This window comes from Sunxiuqinia dokdonensis (assembly GCF_001270965.1).
In the GTDB taxonomy this organism is placed as follows: domain Bacteria; phylum Bacteroidota; class Bacteroidia; order Bacteroidales; family Prolixibacteraceae; genus Sunxiuqinia; species Sunxiuqinia dokdonensis.
Window position 1 is genome coordinate 14894 of record NZ_LGIA01000171.1, and the last position, 18239, is coordinate 33132.

Annotated in this window: 11 protein-coding genes and 1 CRISPR repeat array (1 of these 12 cut by a window edge); of the genes, 2 read left to right on the forward strand and 9 right to left on the reverse strand. The window is 46.2% G+C overall.

Translation table 11 applies throughout. The features are described from left to right. A CRISPR array of direct repeats spans positions 1-3257; the repeat unit is 30 nt; unit sequence CCACCAATCGCACCATACTGGAATTGAAAT (it extends 1554 nt beyond the left edge of the window). 248 nt (positions 3258-3505) lie between these two features. The 8 genes from NC99_RS14020 to NC99_RS14055 form a co-directional block, all read right to left on the reverse strand. Next, the gene (locus NC99_RS14020; RefSeq protein WP_053184776.1) at positions 3506-3847 is read right to left on the reverse strand and encodes a type II toxin-antitoxin system RelE/ParE family toxin; all 342 of its coding nucleotides are present in this window, start codon (positions 3845-3847) and stop codon (positions 3506-3508) included. Further along, complete coding sequence (locus NC99_RS14025; protein WP_053184778.1) at positions 3844-4041, reverse strand: hypothetical protein; 198 nt, start codon at positions 4039-4041, stop codon at positions 3844-3846. The genes NC99_RS14020 and NC99_RS14025 overlap by 4 nt, the downstream gene beginning before the upstream one ends. Positions 4042-4052: 11 nt before the next feature. Then, complete coding sequence (locus NC99_RS14030) at positions 4053-4310, reverse strand: hypothetical protein (RefSeq protein WP_053184781.1); 258 nt, start codon at positions 4308-4310, stop codon at positions 4053-4055. A 1144-nt stretch (positions 4311-5454) separates the two neighbouring features. Further along, positions 5455-6747 (reverse strand): DUF3472 domain-containing protein, encoded by a 1293-nt coding sequence (locus NC99_RS14035; protein WP_053184784.1) that lies wholly within the window; start codon positions 6745-6747, stop codon positions 5455-5457. An 87-nt stretch (positions 6748-6834) separates the two neighbouring features. After that, a complete protein-coding gene (locus NC99_RS14040; RefSeq protein WP_204375012.1) occupies positions 6835-9000 on the reverse strand; it encodes a family 43 glycosylhydrolase in 2166 nt (721 codons plus the stop codon). Positions 9001-9020: 20 nt separating this feature from the next. Continuing rightward, positions 9021-11516: a sugar-binding domain-containing protein gene (locus NC99_RS14045; RefSeq protein WP_053184786.1), complete on the reverse strand. Its 2496-nt coding sequence runs from the start codon at positions 11514-11516 to the stop codon at positions 9021-9023. A 40-nt stretch (positions 11517-11556) separates the two neighbouring features. Further along, entirely contained in the window at positions 11557-14163 is a 2607-nt protein-coding gene (locus NC99_RS14050) for an alpha-L-arabinofuranosidase C-terminal domain-containing protein (RefSeq protein WP_053184789.1), read from the reverse strand. A gap of 166 nt (positions 14164-14329) precedes the next feature. Beyond that, positions 14330-15700 carry a glycoside hydrolase family 27 protein gene (locus NC99_RS14055; protein WP_053184792.1) on the reverse strand — a complete coding sequence of 457 codons (1371 nt, stop codon included), beginning with the start codon at positions 15698-15700 and terminating at the stop codon, positions 14330-14332. Positions 15701-16014: 314 nt separating this feature from the next. Between NC99_RS14055 and NC99_RS22575 the strand changes: the two genes are divergently transcribed. After that, complete coding sequence (locus NC99_RS22575) at positions 16015-16287, forward strand: DUF4174 domain-containing protein (protein WP_053184795.1); 273 nt, start codon at positions 16015-16017, stop codon at positions 16285-16287. Continuing rightward, positions 16253-16456, forward strand: coding sequence for a DUF4174 domain-containing protein (locus NC99_RS22710; protein ID WP_053184798.1), 204 nt, complete (start codon positions 16253-16255; stop codon positions 16454-16456). Before NC99_RS22575 ends, NC99_RS22710 begins: the two co-directional genes overlap by 35 nt. A 177-nt stretch (positions 16457-16633) precedes the next feature. Here the strand turns inward: NC99_RS22710 and NC99_RS14070 are convergent, their stop codons facing one another. Next, the gene (locus NC99_RS14070) at positions 16634-18235 is read right to left on the reverse strand and encodes an alpha-L-fucosidase (RefSeq protein WP_204375013.1); all 1602 of its coding nucleotides are present in this window, start codon (positions 18233-18235) and stop codon (positions 16634-16636) included. Positions 18236-18239: the final 4 nt, after the last annotated feature.

An 18239-nucleotide genomic window follows, 5' to 3' on the forward strand; every position in this document is an offset into this window, starting at 1 on the left:
TTTCTTCCGGTTTCAGGCCACCAATCGCACCATACTGGAATTGAAATGTAATCCCGGCAGTTGGCGAACCATGCGAATTCAACAACCACCAATCGCACCATACTGGAATTGAAATAAGCAAGGGTTTGATCTGGACATTGGTCTGATCAATCCACCAATCGCACCATACTGGAATTGAAATATCTTGCCAGCGGAAATTATTTTGCAGCCGCCGCAACCACCAATCGCACCATACTGGAATTGAAATAAATCAAAGCCACCATCAAAGTAAACCCATACTAAATCCACCAATCGCACCATACTGGAATTGAAATTTGTCATTGACGGCGCCTATGCCAACACCGCCGTCGCCACCAATCGCACCATACTGGAATTGAAATGAGTTATACAGGTCTGAAACCTCGCTTGATGTAAGCCACCAATCGCACCATACTGGAATTGAAATTTGTACAATCAAATGGGATTGACCGTTCTTCCCGGACCACCAATCGCACCATACTGGAATTGAAATTACTTGAATCCTATGTCAAAAGATGAACTGAATTCCACCAATCGCACCATACTGGAATTGAAATTTGAAAACAACAATATGCTGCGGGTGATGCGAACACCACCAATCGCACCATACTGGAATTGAAATGTCGTAGCATAATTGTGGGTTATGTTTGAGAATACACCCACCAATCGCACCATACTGGAATTGAAATCACGGATCTGGTCGGTGTTGCCATTGCGGGCCTGCCACCAATCGCACCATACTGGAATTGAAATGCAGATGAAATGAATTTAAAAATACAAATTTGTTTACCACCAATCGCACCATACTGGAATTGAAATAGCTATTCAGCGTGGGGAAAAGAAGTTTGAACTTAGACCACCAATCGCACCATACTGGAATTGAAATTGTTGAGGCGGAACAGATATGATCAGCTTCTTAATCCACCAATCGCACCATACTGGAATTGAAATCTACGGAGATTCGCTACCGGGATACGCTGGTTTACCACCAATCGCACCATACTGGAATTGAAATCGCGTAAGTTTCTGGGAAAGATCTTTGATAATTGCCACCAATCGCACCATACTGGAATTGAAATTCTGAACCTGATGCTCCTGCTGTTAAACCTCCGCAACCACCAATCGCACCATACTGGAATTGAAATATGATCAGATCATTAACAAACTTCACGGCCTGACCCCACCAATCGCACCATACTGGAATTGAAATTGGATTTCTTAAACTGGAGTGATTCACCTATTCCCAGCCACCAATCGCACCATACTGGAATTGAAATGGTTTTCAAAATAGGAAATAAGGTCTAAGAATTTCGCCACCAATCGCACCATACTGGAATTGAAATAAATTCCCTTGCGGGTGTATTTTGACCTCGACACCCCACCAATCGCACCATACTGGAATTGAAATCGAACGAAAAATGAGTATGAATATGGGCGATCTCGCCACCAATCGCACCATACTGGAATTGAAATATTTTGCGACCGCCTACCTGATGGAAGAAAGCGGGCCACCAATCGCACCATACTGGAATTGAAATGAGTAAACACGAAAACCCGAAACCCGAAACTCAAACCACCAATCGCACCATACTGGAATTGAAATAAAAGACATGTCAGACTTATTTTCAATCTCAATCAGCCACCAATCGCACCATACTGGAATTGAAATTGAAAATCCGACCGTAAAAATCGGACAGGGTGCGGTATCCACCAATCGCACCATACTGGAATTGAAATTGCTTTACCTTTGCTCAACAATATTCTGAAGTTGTCCACCAATCGCACCATACTGGAATTGAAATTTGTGATCCGGTTGCTTTTGAAATGTGGTTGTTTCCCACCAATCGCACCATACTGGAATTGAAATAACCTGGAACGAAGAAACCGCCAAAACGGAAGGCATGCCACCAATCGCACCATACTGGAATTGAAATGTGCTGTACCTGCATATAATTTTTTAACTCTAAATCCACCAATCGCACCATACTGGAATTGAAATATGTGAACAGGAACTTCAAAGCGAAAAGTACAGTAGGCCACCAATCGCACCATACTGGAATTGAAATGACGTATTTGGATGAGTACAGATGCAGGTGAAAGTCCACCAATCGCACCATACTGGAATTGAAATATACCAGTGAAGAAACTGAAAATTTCACGTTCAACCACCAATCGCACCATACTGGAATTGAAATTTGCTGCACACCAACATGTTTGATGAGCTGCAGGACCACCAATCGCACCATACTGGAATTGAAATTTATTAAAGGATAGAAGGATCATAATGCATGTTGCCACCAATCGCACCATACTGGAATTGAAATGTGGATCAATACCAGACTTCATTTGTCCTCTCTTGGCCACCAATCGCACCATACTGGAATTGAAATTGGTTAGCGGTTTTTAGCGTTAAGTAGTTTTTGAGCCACCAATCGCACCATACTGGAATTGAAATTCGACGAAAAGGCAAAACTTCTGGAGTTTAGGCGCCCCACCAATCGCACCATACTGGAATTGAAATTTCGAATGTCGCTGTCCGGATCATCAAAATGGAACACCACCAATCGCACCATACTGGAATTGAAATTACCGAGCAGTACGCCATAGGCAGCGCTGATGTCTTCCCACCAATCGCACCATACTGGAATTGAAATCGAAGACCTGACCCATGCCATTTATGGCCGTTGGCCACCAATCGCACCATACTGGAATTGAAATAAATAATTAACGCAAAAGAATTTCGTTCCCTGTACACCACCAATCGCACCATACTGGAATTGAAATACTGATATTACCCGGATTAATTAATGAAGGTTGAATCCACCAATCGCACCATACTGGAATTGAAATTGTTAATTCCCGTTTCGTTTTGAGATTTCCTTTTCCCACCAATCGCACCATACTGGAATTGAAATTGTATTTCAGCGGGAAGTTAAACCAGGTGGTTTGCCACCAATCGCACCATACTGGAATTGAAATACGAAACAACGGGCCGCAAAGCGGTGAACCGTGACCACCAATCGCACCATACTGGAATTGAAATGTGCTGGTGTACAGCAGCAACCTAAGCGCCGCCGACCACCAATCGCACCATACTGGAATTGAAATAAGGCATGATGGTTTACATTGAGGGTAAAATCAAACCACCAATCGCACCATACTGGAATTGAAATACATGATATTCAAGGTTGAAGGATTTAAGGGCTTTCCTCCCAATCGCACCATACTGGAATGGAAATGCGACAAGTAGGGTTGCCAGTGGTATCCACACGACAGTTTTTGTTTTATCCATTTCTGTAATTTTTGATGATGGAAAAGTGAATATCTTTTCAACCTTAACACCGCATCTTTCAGCGGTGGCAAAATGTTTTGAGGCAATTACAGCTGGTGCGGATTAATGACAACGAGTGATTGAAAAACAGGGCACAAGAAAGCCCGGTACTGCAGTGCAACACCGGGCGGTTGAGTAGAAGTCGGAAATTCGACTTTATCTTGCTCCAAAGTTTTTAAGAATCTGGTTGATATGCTTTGAGTCGATGGATGATACTTCGCTTTTGTCGTAGATGGCAACCAAGTAGATTACGTTATTTTCCGAAGCCAGGATGATTTCCTGATAAGATACTATTCTCATGCCCCCGCTTTTCCCCTTTCCTTTCGACCGTACAGCCAAACGCGCTTTAAAAAGTCCGCCTCCAAGCGCTACCCCTTGAGCTCCTTTGCTTTCAGTTTCAGAAATAAACGCTTCAAGCTCGTGTTTTAAACTTCGATATTTCTTTATCAGACGCTTAGCGTCGTGCTTGAAGCTATCGAGTAAAAAAACATCATTCATAATTCTGACAGGAATTTACGAGCTGGAGTACCCTTCTTTTTTCCTTTCAATACTTTATTTAGCTCAGAAAGGCCTTTAGTGACACTATCAACTGCTGGCGATTTTTCTATAACTGTTGCGTGTCCGGTATTTTTCAGGTACTCAACGAGTGCTTTGCCAGCCTTCGTTTTTTCATTAATGATTACAGTGGCCATATCTTATTTGTTTACCACAAACTTACAAATTTTCGGCTACAAAAATTGAATGTAGAAAGTAGGAAGCGAAGCTGGAGATTAAACGAGCGAACCGACTTTCGTTTAAATATCGTATTTGCCGGGGCGTTAACTTTTTGGTTGTTGGAGTAGTCCATCACTTTCATTTCGTCCAAATACAGCCCATTGATGTAGCAGGCGAACGTACGAAGGAGAATTCCGATTGCTTTCGAATATTCACTTTTCCGCATGGCCAAATATTTTTTTTTCATCGGTCATTTAAAACCTGCTTCTCAACATTCCATAATTTGCTGAACCCAGTTTTTGCGCTGCTGCTGGCGGCCGATACCAGTGATGCGCGGCGCTCCAACCAGCTTGGGTTTGGCTTTCCATTAGCTAATGGTTCAGGGACTTGTGCCTTGGATTCTCGCGTAAGGCAGTGAGCTGTAATCTTGGGCAGCTCTCTTTTAATCGTGTTTCTAATCTCAAGATAAAGCCCGGAATTTACCTCCTGAAGGTTTTAAATTTAAATTACTCTGACAACGGCTTGGTTGACCCTTTTGATGAGGTAGAAGTATGAGCTGAATGGGGAGAAGGAAGGTTTCGTCCAGCCAAAATACCACCAGAGGCAGAAAGGCACCATTATCATTAGCGAATTTTATAGGTCCTTTGTATATTTGTACAGTACATTTCTAATCAAATCATTGCAAAATAACTGATTGGGAGTGATACGGTGAGTTCTTAAAAAGGACATTGATTTAAATGACTAATAATAAAACACTTACTGGTGGCTGGTTCGAATCCAGTACAGCCCACTTCGGACAGACTACAAATCGAATCAAAATCCAGTAAATGAATCATTTATTGGATTTTTTATTTTTCGGCTTACTCTAAGTTTCTATGGCCATTATTTTCAGGCAAATATTTTAGGAAAGAAGGTTGTATCTGTCACATCGTTGTCCTATTTGTCCAGTTATACAAGCGCTTGCTTTGTCTGTCACCCTAATTGAAATCAAACCTTCAATAATTTCCGTCTGACCGCAAAAAATCAGTATCGTACACCAGAGAATTTGACTTTGACGTCAAGAAATTGCGTTTTTACTTTTCAGAATTTGATAATTACTTTTTGGAATCTGACATTTACTTTTTAGATTTTAATATTCACTTTTATGATTCGTCAACTTATTTTTAGAGATTGCATATTCATTTTTAATTTCAAGAATGAGCTATTAAAATTTTAGATTATTTACTTCTTAGAATTGACTACTTACTTTTAAGAATTACATGATTACTTTTAAGAAACCAGGCAATAAAATGAGCAATTGAAAACCAACATCGAGCTCTTAACCAATTAATTAATTAGCACCATCTTCGGAATGTTGCATTGAATGAAAATAGAAGCATCTCCCACGTCCATTAGGGCAAGGCGTCAAAGTCAATTTGCGGGCGCTGGTTGTTGGCCTCGCGGGTAAATTGTGTGCCAATGGTTGTTTTCTCGTTTATAAATCCGCAGTTTTTCAAATAAAAGGCATCGTTTAACTGGCCGCCGGTGTAGTCCAGCCTGGCATTTTTCCGTGCTGTAGCATCGGCCGAAAAAGCCGCTTGGTTCAGTTCCATCCAATTCCCATCCGCATCAACGATCCATTGGTTGGTGTACAACACTTTCCGGTCGAATAAGCCCGCTTGGGGAATGAAATTCTCCAGAAACGAGTGCAAGCCAGTCAGGTAAGTGCTTGTTTTTGGCCGGCTGAAACTCGCAATCAGCGCCCAGTCACCAACTTCGGGATCGAAAAACCAGGCTGTAAATTCGGTTGAATGATCATCGCCAGGCACCGCTTTCAGCAAAAATCCGTAGGTGGTTTCCGTTTTCCACATAAACCGCTTGTAACTTTGGCCTCCCGACCCTTCGTTTCCAAACTCGCCGGTGTATACTCCCGTTCCCTTTCGGATAAGTTGGATGCGCTGGTCTTCAGGAATTTCATCCGGATTGTCGGTATGAAAAGGACTCCAGACGGAAAACAGAATCCGTCGTTCGGTTTCTGAATTCACCTGAATGCCGAAGTAGCCTTGTCCAAAGCCGTTGGCCATAAAATACGAGCCCATCACATCCTCGCCTTCAGGAACTGTAATTTCGTTATAGAAGTAGGTCACTTCCTTTTCATCTTCGGGCACCAAGTATCGTAAATGAACGGAAGGACCGCGACGCCCCCAATAAAATTCGTCTTTCATAAAATAAAAGTCACTCTCAGCCGGCTCTCCCATTACTGCGATGTCATGAACAATAGCAGTTCCTTCTCCTCCTACTGCGCTGATATCAACATACTGGTAACCGGGATTTTCAATGATGAACCCGCCAGCCCAAAGAACGGTCGATGCTTCGCTTGTCAAATCGATCGTTTTTTCGCGAGCACCCATCGTTAATTTTATTCGCGCATCGCCACCAGCTGCCGCACCCCGGATGCCCAACCGGATTGCTCCCGTTTTTTCGGCATAAAAGAACGTGCGGAAGGTCTTGGTGAAATCGCTATCAACACGGATACCCCCTTCATCGATCTTCTCCGTTGTTTGAAAGCCATTGTCTATGACCCAACTATTGCCCGCCGTTGGGATGAAAACTTGGGCATGGACCTTGGATTGACCTGCCCCCGTTTGCAGAATAAATACCAGCAGCGCTACAAGCAATACTTGAGAGAACCTTTCTATTTTCATCGTATATCTTTTTTCTTGATCGTTTATTCACCATAAACCAGGATTCGTGTGCCGTTCAAAAGCCCATTCAAACAATCTAACAACAAGCTACTCTCCTACCGGTTCAATCCCATTTAGCGTGGGTTTTACTTCCAAAATCTCGCCATTCTCGTTAAACTCCAGCTTGTCGATGCACACTTCACGGTGGAAACCTCCGGCGCGACCCATGTCAATGCCTTTGGGGCGGGTAAACCGGTGATACACAAGGTACCATTCATCTTTTCCGGGAACCTGAATAGCCGAATTGTGCCCGGTAGCAAAGATTTGTTGTTCCGCATCCTGCCTGATGACAATGTTGTTTTCGGGGATGGTAAGTGTTCCCAGCGGCGAGTCGGACGTGGCGTAACGCACTTTGTAGTTGGGACTGCGGGTGTCATCCTCCGACCACATAAAATAGTAAGTTCCGTTACGATAAATCACGTAAGTTCCTTCGCGGTAGGTGTTGTCTATGTTCATCAGTTTCAGCGTATTCTTTTTAATCGACAACATATCTTCACTCAATTCGGCAGCAGCCATGTAGCCGTTGCCCCAGTAGAGGTAGCTTTTCCCGCTTTCGGGATCGGTAAACACGTCGGCATCAATTTCCTGCCCTCCGGTGACGCCTTCTGGTTTGTAGTCGATCAGCGGCTGGCCGCTATCTACAAACGGTCCGGTTGGATCATCGGCAACCGCCACCCCTATTTTTTGAGCCGCTGTAAAATAGTAGAAATACTTATATCCGCCGTCAATCTTCTTTTCGATAATACAAGGCGCCCAGGCATTTCGGTCGGTCCAGCTCACATCGGTTTTCAGATCCAGGATCACGCCTTCATCGGTCCAATCCACCAAATTATCCGATGAAAAAACCTTAAAGTAGGTTCCGCTCCAATTCATAAAACCGTCGCTGGTTGGGTAGATATAGTATTTGCCGGTTTTTTCAGCATACAAAATATCAGGGTCAGCATAGTAGCCTTCCAACACCGGATTGTGATCTTCTGAAGCCGAAACCTGGTAAACCACTTCGTCTTTGCTTTCAATTTTGAACGTATACTCCACCGGTTCATTCGAAAAATCCTGAGCTCCTTGGGGTTGAAAATCAATGCCTGGCCAAGCTTCAAATTTCGGATCGAAAGCCGACAGATCAGTTCCCCACTTTACAGGCAAATCAATGGTTTTTTCTTCGTCGTTGATCACCACATTCTGCTGTTTCACTTCCGGCGATGTGGTTTCCAACAGGTCGTCGAGCTGTCCCCACTGGGCAATCAATCGTTTCAGCTCCTTGCCGGTAATGGGCATCACCGTTCCGTGGCGCGGATGAAAGTTCATGGAGATCGCTTCATCAATGACTGTGAAATTTTTCAGGTCGCTGCTTTTGGTAAACTGGTAACGGCCTTGGGTGTAGATGTCGTACATCAGAATCCACTCCTCGCTGTTGTTGAGTTTAAAAATGCCGGAACCCTCAACCGGGTGAGTTTCCCGATCAACACGCTCGTCGCTCACCAGCTCATAGCCTTCGGTTAGTTGGTCCGAAAGGGCCAGCTTAATACCCGGTTCGCCATCTTCCGATTTCATAAACAGGTGATAGGTTCCATCTTTTAAAATGATGTCGCCATCAATGGCCGCATTGTTTGTCGGGCTGAAAAACAGCTGTTTGGGCGCGGCTTCCAGTCCCGTAAAATCTTCATTGGCAAAGGCGTAGTAAATGATATCGGGGTCGTCGTCCTGCTTCATCGAAAAGTAAATCATGTACTTTCCGGTCGTTTCATCATAGAAAGTCTGCGGCGCCCAAACCCGCCAAACATCCCCAAACTCATCGGGAAATGTCTCCGGGATATTCACTTTCGACGATTCCCAGTTGACCAGATCTTTGGACTTCAACAGCACCATGGCGTAGTTTTTCCAGCCCATTTCGGGAACATACAAATCGGTAACCACCATGTAAAACCAGCCATCGGCACCACGCAAAATATGTGGGTCGCGCACGCCCCCTGAGGTGCTGATTTCCTTTGAATCCAGAATGGGCTTATTGTCGTTCAGGGCGCGATAGTTGTAGCCATCGAGGCTGACAGCAAAATGGATGGCTTCCTCGCCCGGGCCATTGCCGGTAAAGTAGGCAAAAAGGTAAGCCGAAAGCTCGTCATCGGCTGACTTTTGCATAGCACATGAACCCAAAAGCGCCAACATGGCCATCAACATTCCGGCGACACGAACAGGGTGTTGTATTTTCTTCTTCATTGAATTCGAATTTAAAGTTTTTATTGAACGATCAATTTTGTTTCGGCTGGCTTCAGCCAGTTGGCCGAGAATCTTAGCTTGACTTCACCCGGCTGGTCACCTGCCTGAATGTAAGCGATCATCCGGCCATGAAACACGCGGTGTTTGTTGTCGGAATAATCAGACATATCGGAATTGTTGCTGGCTTCCAAACCCAGCAGACGCGCATCACCATCAATCAGGCAAGTCACTTCCTCATCCGACAGCATGACCGGAATTCCGGCTTCATCCACGACCTGAATAGCAATTTGAGCGACTCCTCCCTGCTCAATTGCTTCTTCATCCTCAATCACCTCAATGGCGTATGGCCGTCCGGAGGGCTCAATCTCAAACTGGCTGACCTGTTGTCCGCTGGAATCCATTCCAAGCACTTCGAGCTTACCCGGAGCATAAGGAATATCCCAAAAGATGATGCCGGTTTCTTCGTTGTAATTTTGCGGTTCGCCCACCAGCTCACCGTTTAAAAGCAGTTTGGCGGAAGCCGCGTTCGTATAGCAAACCACCCGGATCAATTGGCCTTCATCGTAGTTCCAGATGGGCCAGGCATCCATCGAAGGCCTTTTTTCTTCATGGTTTCCACCGGCTTGCTCGGCTTCCAGTTGCGACCAAACGTCTTTCAGCTGGCTTTGGCTGCCGCGGCCGGGTGTTGGATAGGTTCCCAGATAGGCCATCGGCTTTTCCGACCACAACGACTGCCGGAAATAGCCACGGGGTTTGATAAAGCCACCAAAATCGAGCAAGCCCGAATAAAAACCGCGCGACGGCCAGCGCCCCGATTCTCCCAAGTAATCAATGCCCGTCCACAGAAATTGGCCGAAGATAAAATCGCGCGACGTGACTGCTTTCCAGGCTTCGAGATCGTGCCGGTTTTCGCTGCCAAAAATCACCCGCTCCGGATATTGCGCATGGTCGCGATCATATAAACTTTCAGTATAGTTATAACCGGCAATGTCCAAAGCACCGGGGTAGGCCGTTTGGTTTGACATGGCGACACCAGCCAGTCCCGCAGTTGTTGGACGCGATTGGTCGTATTGCTTCACCACCTTCACCAGGCGCTTGGCAATATCGCCCAATCGCATGGCATCGGGCGCATCTTCTTTGAAGCCGCCAAAAATAGGTTGGGTAAAGCCGGTTTCGCCACCGCCATCCAACACGGGGTGCGAATACGGATCGTTCGGATAATCCACTTCGTTGCCAATGCTCCAGGCGAAAATCGAGGGGTGATTGCGATCGCGTCGCACCATGTCAGCCAAATCCTGTTCGCCCCATTCCTCAAAGAAGTCGAAGGAGCCCTGAAAGCCGGGAGTTCCGACATTCCATCCCTCAAGCCATTTGCGTTTTGGGAATTCCCACTCGTCAAAAGCTTCATTCATCACCAGCAAACCCAGCTCATCGCAAAGTTCATATAAATCCGTCGCCTGCGGGTTGTGGCTGGTGCGAATGGCATTGACGCCGATTTCTTTTAAAGTGAGCAGGCGGGTTTCCCACACTTCGCGGGGCACGGCCGAACCCAATACGCCGGCATCATGGTGCAGACACACGCCTTTGATCTTCATCCATTCGCCATTCAAGGCAAATCCTTTATTTGGATCGAAGGTGAAACTGCGGAATCCCGTTTGGGTGCTTGTTTCATCGACCAGTTCACCATCGCGGTAAACAGTTGTTTTCAAAACATATAAAGCCGGATGTTCGAGTGACCAAAGCTCCGGGTCGGCAACTTTTATTTCAGACTGAATTTTTCCCGACTGATTTCCAGCCACCGTCAGCTTTTTGGAGGATTTGCCCATGAGCCTATTTTCAGGCGAAAACAATTCATTCTGAATGGTCAGAACTGAAGACTCGCTCGTACCATTCTCCACCTCCACTTCCAAATTCAGTTGATAACCTTTTTTCTGCTTTTCGGGCCAGGCATAAACACCCCACTGTGCCAGATGAACCGGGTTGGAATAGACCACCCACACGTCGCGGTAAATGCCCGAGCCCGTGTACCAGCGCGAATCGGCCGATTGGCTGTGATCGACCCGGACGGCAATCAGGTTTTCTTCGCCATATTTGATGTGCGGCGTGGCATCGTACATGAAGGAGATGTAGCCATTGGGCCGCTTCCCCAGCGAAACGCCGTTCACGAACACCTCGCTTCGATTGTACACCCCTTCAAAATAAAGATACACCTTCTCGCCCTGGCGCTCTGCCGGAATAGAAAGCTGCTTGCGGTACCAGCCGACACCCCCCGGTAAATAGCCCGTGGCGCTCGCCAAAGTGGGGCTGAGTTGCTGTTTGACAGTCCAGTCGTGGGGTAAATGAACAGTCCGCCATCGCCGGTCATTCAAATCCGCCTGCTCTGCATTTTCAACATCCTGCAGAACAAATTTCCAGTTGGCGTTGATCTTTTCAGCCTGTCCAAATCCACCTTGTGCAAAAAGCGATTGAACGCTAACAAAACTCACCAACAGTAAGCAAATCAATTTTAGTTTCATCGTATTGAGTATTAAAGTAGTTGTAACTGGCATTCAGAATTTATTTCCGTTCCTGTTCCTTTGATTTCATTCGAATCACGGAGAAGGAATAAGCCGGCAGGTTGTATTCAAACGGCTCGCCAAGCGAAATCGTACGATTCTCGGGCCGTGCTTTTTCGTCCGTCGGATTACCTTGGAGCACGCTCAAAACTGCCTCGCCTTCCAGTATCGGAAGACCGACCAGATTGATTTTAGTGTCAACAGAAACCGGCAGCAAATTCGTCAGCTTCAAAATGTAATCGCCGGTTTTGCTGTCGTGAACCAGCGAAGAAGCCACGCGCTTTTTCACCTCTTTCTTGTTATTGGAAAGATGGATCTGCGAAGCGATGTATTCATCGCCAGCGTTTTGTCCAAACAGCACCTGCACAAAATAATCAGTTGTGGGAAATACTTCGGTGTTGTTGAAATAAATCAGGTCGGGGTTCCATTGCGTATGCCCGTGTTTGGCCAGCAGTGGTGCGTACGAAGTCATGCTGACCACGTCGGCATTGCGCTCCACATTAATCAGGTGCAAGGCATCGCAGAGGGCGGTTTCCATATTCAATTTGCGCCCCGGTATGTGTGTGGCATATTCACCCAAATAGACCTTGGATTTGGAGCGGTCGTAGCGGTCGTAGTAATCCTGGTTGTTCAGGTACCAGCCCGGTGGTTGGTAATAATGCTCGTCCACCATCGGGACTTCCAGCTCGGTGGCAAAGTCCCAGCCCACGCGGTAGTCCGTTCCTTCGGAGAAGGGTCCCACCGTGCCAATTACGGTAATCTCCGGATGTTTTTCTTTGACGGCCTTATAAATCATTTCGAAGCGTTCCTTAAAAATATCCGTGATCAAATCCTCATTGCCAATGCCAACATACTTCAGGTTGAAGGGCTCAGGGTGACCGGCCTGCGCGCGCAATTTTCCCCATTCCGAATTTTTGTCGCCGTTGGCCCATTCAATCAGATCGAGCACATCCTGCACATAATCATCCATGTCGCACATCGGGATGCCGCCCTGCTGACCATGTCCTCCGCATGACGAGTTTTGGCAGGGAACGCCGGCTGCTATCACAGGCAGCGGCTCGGCGCCAATATCTTCGCAAAACTGAAAGTACTCGAAATACCCAAGCCCCATCGACTGGTGATAGTTCCAAATGTTCCGGTCGGGCTTGCGGGTTTCGAGGGGGCCAACCGTATTCTTCCAGCGGTAAATGTTGTCCAGACCATCGCCGTGGGCCACGCAGCCTCCCGGGAAACGCACAAAACGCGGGTGCAGCTCGGCAATCGCTTCGGCCAGGTCGGGGCGCAAACCATTCTTACGGTTTTTGAATGTCTTCTGCGGAAAGAGCGACACCAGATCCAGCGCCACTTTTCCTGTAAATTGCGGGATCACCTGCAATCTCGCCTCATCGATTGTCTCTTTGGCCGTGAGCGTCAGCTCCAGTTTTTTCCAGTCAGCGCTAACCGATTTCGTGCTTCCTTCGGCATAAACTTTTCCGCTGTCATCCACCAAACGAATCAGCAGCTTGCCTTTGGCACCCTCCAGCCCGCGGGCAAAAACCGAGAAGTTATACCGGTCGCCTGCTTTTAGCGGAATGCCGTCAAACCCTTGATTTTTCACGCCTTCGCCCACTTCTGAAATGGTCAACACTGCGTAGTGCTGTTGGTTGGGGTGAATCGGCGAGACGGTATCGATGACAAATCCGGTTTGGGAACCGGTGAAGTTCCAGGCTTTTTTGCTGTCCCAGCTTTTGTCGCGGCCTTTGGTATCGGAAAGCTGGTATTCAAAGCCCCGGTTTTGCACCAGCTCGGCATACAAACCGCCATCCGCCGCATAATTAATATCTTCGAAAAAAATACCGATCAGCAAATCGCTGATGGCTTTGCTGTTTTCCGGAATCGCGGTAATTTCAGCAGTCAGCGGTTCCAAGTCCGCAAAACGCGTGGCATCGTCGGTAAGCCGTTCCGCCCGCTGCATCTCTTTATATTGACTGACTTGATAATACTTGATCAGGCCATCAATCATTTGCCACGAAACCTTAGAAATCGTTCCCAGCTGCTTTTCACCATCGATCAGCACCTCTTCGCGGCAATTTAGGCGGTCGGCTGCTGTTCCCTCAACAGTCGGTGTGTAGCTCTTAAAATCGGTGGTGGTCGTTTTATAGATTTTCGTTTCATCACCAAGCTCGCTCAACCAGGTAATCGCGTAGTTATTCTCATTGGGTTGAAACGAAACTTCGGGCAACAGTACATTGGCATCGTCCATCACATACGGATAATCCTGCGAATCCCAGGTGTGCAAGTCGGGCGCCTGGGCATGGGCAAACTGTCCCACTTCGTCGTTCAAACTCCAGATGGCGTGCCACTCGCCCTGCTGATCCTGAAACACGAAAGGCGTGAGCATCCTTTTTTGAGCGCCCCAGGTTCCAAAGTCGGAAAACAGGAAACGGAATTCCGGCCCGATGCCCTGCCAGTTTTCCCGGTCAATACTCCAGGCGTAGTGGAGGCCATTACCCCCGCGGTTCTTGGTGGTGGCGTACGAAAACACCCAGGCCGAGTCGGGTTCGTTGGCCAAAGTCGGTTGCAGCAAAGTGGCTGCAACCAAGATCAGGAGGAAATAGATTTTTTTCATACGTTTATTTTTTCAGTTTATTGACCTGCGACTTTCGTACTACACGTCATCTCTTTGAGACACTTAACACCGGTATGTAACTCGCCGATAAACATTTTTGTGGGCGCAAACTCCGGTTTCCATGGCTCGTTTCATCTTGTAGTGATTGAGTAGTCATCCGTCTAAATTAACGGCTTAATTTGAATAAACCGCTGGCGTGTGCTGCCAAGGGCTGGCTAAACGTGTCCGAGGCCGTGCCTAAGTCTTCGTTGCTCCACAAATCCATCACCGTGCATTCCGCATTCAGTCCCAGTTCCGCCAGATCAACCGAAACATTGACCGGCTCCTCACTGTCGGAGATATTAAAAAGTGCCAGATACACTTCACCGGTGTTCGGATTTTTTGAGGTGATGGCCACCTTACCGTCTTCCTGAAATAGCTGACGTACCTCGGTACTTTCGCGGTGCATGCGCAGCACTTCTTCGTTGGTTAACAGCGAAAGGGTGAACTCATCGTTGCTTGGCAAATCGCCGCCAAACATCAGGGGCGATTTAAAGATGGTGAACAGAGTCATCAGCGTGTATTGCTCATCAGGAGTCAGGCGGCTCAAGCGGTCTTCTCCCCGTTCGCCGCGGATGGAAATACGTCCCAGCGGAATCATATCGCAGTCGGGCCAGGTGCCGGGGGCAATGTAGGGGTACCACTTCTGGCTAATATTCATTAGGTGGGTGATGTGGTTCCAGGTGTCCCAAACGTCGTCCACCATGCGCCACATGTTAGCATGCTCGAGAACGTGATCAGCAGCTTCAATCGGCGTTTCACCCGGCGACGTGCTCAGCACAATCGGGCGCCCGCACTGGTCGATGGCCTTGCGGATCAGCTCAATTTCGGCTTGATGGTAGGGCCGCGACAGATCATCAATCTTAATGAAATCGACTTCCCATTCGGCATACAGGTCGAAAAGGGAATTGTAATATTCCTGCGCACCAGGTCGATCGGCCACAATCGTATAGTTATCGCGCAGCCATTTGCACTGCAGTTCGGTGGTGTAAATTTGGTCGGCTGTAATGCCATCGGTTCCTTTGATGGGTAATTTTTGCTCCACCGCCACTGTCGGAATGCCGCGCATGATGTGGATGCCGAACTTCAAACCTTTGCTGTGAATGTAGTCCGCCAACGCCTTAAATCCTTTGCCGTCGGCAGCCGATGGAAAACGGTTCACAGCAGGCTGGTAGCGGCCATACTCGTCGATCACGTAGCGGGGATCGGTTTGGTTGTAACCCCCGGCTTTGTCATTCTCCACAAACCAGCGGATATCCACCACAATGTATTCCCAACCATAATCTTTTAGCTTATCAGCCATATAATCAGCATTGGCTTTCACTTCGTGTTCTTCCACAGTAGGCCCATAGCAGTCCCAACTGTTCCAACCCATTGGCGGTGTTTGGGCCCAGGTTTTAAACTCGCCTTTGGCAAATAGTTCGGGCTTCTGTTTTGTTTGGCAGGAAGAAAAAGCGGCCAGCGACAATATGACCAGCAAAAAGTTTAGTGGTTTCATTTTAAGCTTGTATTGGTTTGATTTATTCGATTTTAAAAGTCAAAATTACTTTTCTCAAAAATGGACATTTTTTATGAATTTGCAAAACGTAAACTGTTCTAATGATTGGATTTACCTCCCGAATAAGGTCTGCCATTGAACCGGACACAAAAGCCTGACCAGATTCACACCTCCTGCCCTATCTGCCTCGAAAATTCGAGGTACTGGTTGGGCAGGAGGGAAAGAGGAGGTGGACAATAACGCGATGCTTGCAAAAGAAATGAACATTACCTCTCCCTTATTTACTTCACTATCACCGATTAAAAAAACGCGCCATGAATTATCTAAAAATATTATTATTCGTTGCATTGCTGTTTAGTGTCCGATTTGGTTCTGCTCAGGATTTATCGAAACATCAATGGGAAAACAGGCTGGTTTTACTCTTAAGTGATCATGAAAACAACACCACTTTTCAGGCTCAGTTGGAAGAATTCAGAAAGGATCTGACCGGTTTAGACGAACGAAAATTGATCGTCTACCAGGTTATGCCGGGAGCCTATCGAATCGGATTGGATGACGGGGACGCAAAAAAGTCGGCGCGTTTATAATCCCGATTACAAAAAAGCCGATTCCGGATTCGAAGTTGTTTTACTGGGCTTCGATGGTGGAATCAAGCTTCGTAAAAATGAATTACTGCCCTTGGCAGAGTTATATGCCACCATTGATGCAATGCCCATGCGACTTAGAGAGATGGAAAGAAAAAGCAGCGGTAAATAAAACCAATAAAACGGCCCGGGAAGGATCTCCCCGGGCCGTTTTATATTTCTCAAACTGATAAAAGGCTGTTGCAACTTAGCGAAGCCTAAATGCATAAAAACCATGGCCTGTTTCCACTTGACTATACCGTATTACCACTTAACCAATGGGTCTTACAACGATTTGATACTTTCAAAATCAGTTAATATCTGGATACTTGTACAAGCCGACTTCAGCAATTGTAGGTTGCAATCTTGACTCTAAAATTCGGATTCTAAACTCAGATGCCTGAATCGGATCAAAATGTAAAAGTCTTTTATATCCAACCGTAGTTCCTTTAGTGGCAACCTTCCATTCCTTTCCATCCCAATATTCCAATTCAAATTTTTCAATCCGCTGACCAACTCGAATATTTTCCTGAAGACATAGTACATCAACCAATTGTGGTTTTGGTAAAGTAACCTGAATTACTCCATTCTCTTGATTGGCCGACGATATCCAGTGTGTTGAGTTATCCTGATCTCTAATTTTTTCAACATTTTCTCCATCAGACTTCAAACTGGCATTGGAAATATAATTTGTTCCATACAGTTTATCGATTCCTGCTTTTAAGCCTTGAAGTGACTTTACATCATTCTCATGAATTAATCCTCGTCGATCTGGAGGTAAATTCAACAACAGAACACCATTACGTCCGACTGAACTAAAATAAATATCCATCAACTTTTGAGGAGATTTAACCAAAGAATCTTCTTTTTCGTGGTAAAACCATCCGGGACGAATGGAGACATCAGTTTCAGCAGGGTACCAGATTAAAGCTTTTGCATCGGCAATAGCTGTGCGACTCCCCAAATCCTGTTTCGTAAAATCCCCTTGAGGAACAAAATTCATATTTGTTTGCGAATCAGAGGCTATCAATTCTTGGTCTTGCATATCTGCAGGAAGAACACTCCACTCAGTTTCGCGGCCATAACCGGTTTCGGTTCCAACCCAACGAACATCTGGCCCCATCACTGCAATCACCGCTTCTGGTTGGAGCTCCCGAATCAAACCATAGTATGCTTCCCAGTCATAAACCTGTCGTTTACCATTGGGGCCTTCACCACAAGCACCATCAAACCAAACCTCATCAACTTTCCCATAGTTTGTAAGTAGCTCCGTCAATTGATTCATGAAGTATTCATTATATTTAGGAGAATCGCCATAAACGGATGAGTTTCGATCCCAAGGCGACAGATAAACCCCAAAACCAAGGTCAAATTCGCGACAGGCCTCTGCAACTTCCTTAACAACGTCACCTTTCCCCTCTTTCCATGGGCTTTGCTTTACGGAATGGTCAGTGTATTGGCTTGGCCAGAGACAAAATCCGTCGTGATGCTTTGCCGTTAAGACGACTTGCTTGATTCCAGACTCTTTACATACCCTCACCCATTGCCTGGCATCAAATTCGGTTGGATTAAAAAGTCTTGGATCCTCACTGCCATCGCCCCATTCTCTTCCAGTAAAAGTATTGATTCCAAAGTGGAAAAAAGCAATAAACTCCAGCTCTTGCCAACGTAATTGCCTTGGCGAAGGAGTAATATTAGCTGCAACTTCAACAATATCGTCAAGAGTTGCTCCTGGTTCAATAACTTTATAATTGGATTTGAATCCATTCGTGTCTTTCTGACTGTTACAGCCAGTCATTACAGATAGTGCTAATAAAAAAATAACTAAACCTTTCATTTGTCTTTTTTTAAGGTAGAAAAATACGAAGTCTGCATTATTCTCTTTTAAGAACAATACAGACTTCGTTATCATTTAC

Coding starts and splice junctions, on each gene's coding strand:
- NC99_RS14030 (WP_053184781.1), bottom strand. CDS start 4,310: ATGAAAAAAAAATATTTGGCCATGCGGAAAAGTGAATATTCGAAAGCA.
- NC99_RS14050 (WP_053184789.1), bottom strand. CDS start 14,163: ATGAAAAAAATCTATTTCCTCCTGATCTTGGTTGCAGCCACTTTGCTG.
- NC99_RS14035 (WP_053184784.1), bottom strand. CDS start 6,747: ATGAAAATAGAAAGGTTCTCTCAAGTATTGCTTGTAGCGCTGCTGGTA.
- NC99_RS14020 (WP_053184776.1), bottom strand. CDS start 3,847: ATGAATGATGTTTTTTTACTCGATAGCTTCAAGCACGACGCTAAGCGT.
- NC99_RS22575 (WP_053184795.1), top strand. CDS start 16,015: ATGAATTATCTAAAAATATTATTATTCGTTGCATTGCTGTTTAGTGTC.
- NC99_RS14045 (WP_053184786.1), bottom strand. CDS start 11,516: ATGAAACTAAAATTGATTTGCTTACTGTTGGTGAGTTTTGTTAGCGTT.
- NC99_RS14040 (WP_204375012.1), bottom strand. CDS start 9,000: ATGAAGAAGAAAATACAACACCCTGTTCGTGTCGCCGGAATGTTGATG.
- NC99_RS14070 (WP_204375013.1), bottom strand. CDS start 18,235: ATGATAACGAAGTCTGTATTGTTCTTAAAAGAGAATAATGCAGACTTC.
- NC99_RS14025 (WP_053184778.1), bottom strand. CDS start 4,041: ATGGCCACTGTAATCATTAATGAAAAAACGAAGGCTGGCAAAGCACTC.
- NC99_RS14055 (WP_053184792.1), bottom strand. CDS start 15,700: ATGAAACCACTAAACTTTTTGCTGGTCATATTGTCGCTGGCCGCTTTT.
- NC99_RS22710 (WP_053184798.1), top strand. CDS start 16,253: ATGACGGGGACGCAAAAAAGTCGGCGCGTTTATAATCCCGATTACAAA.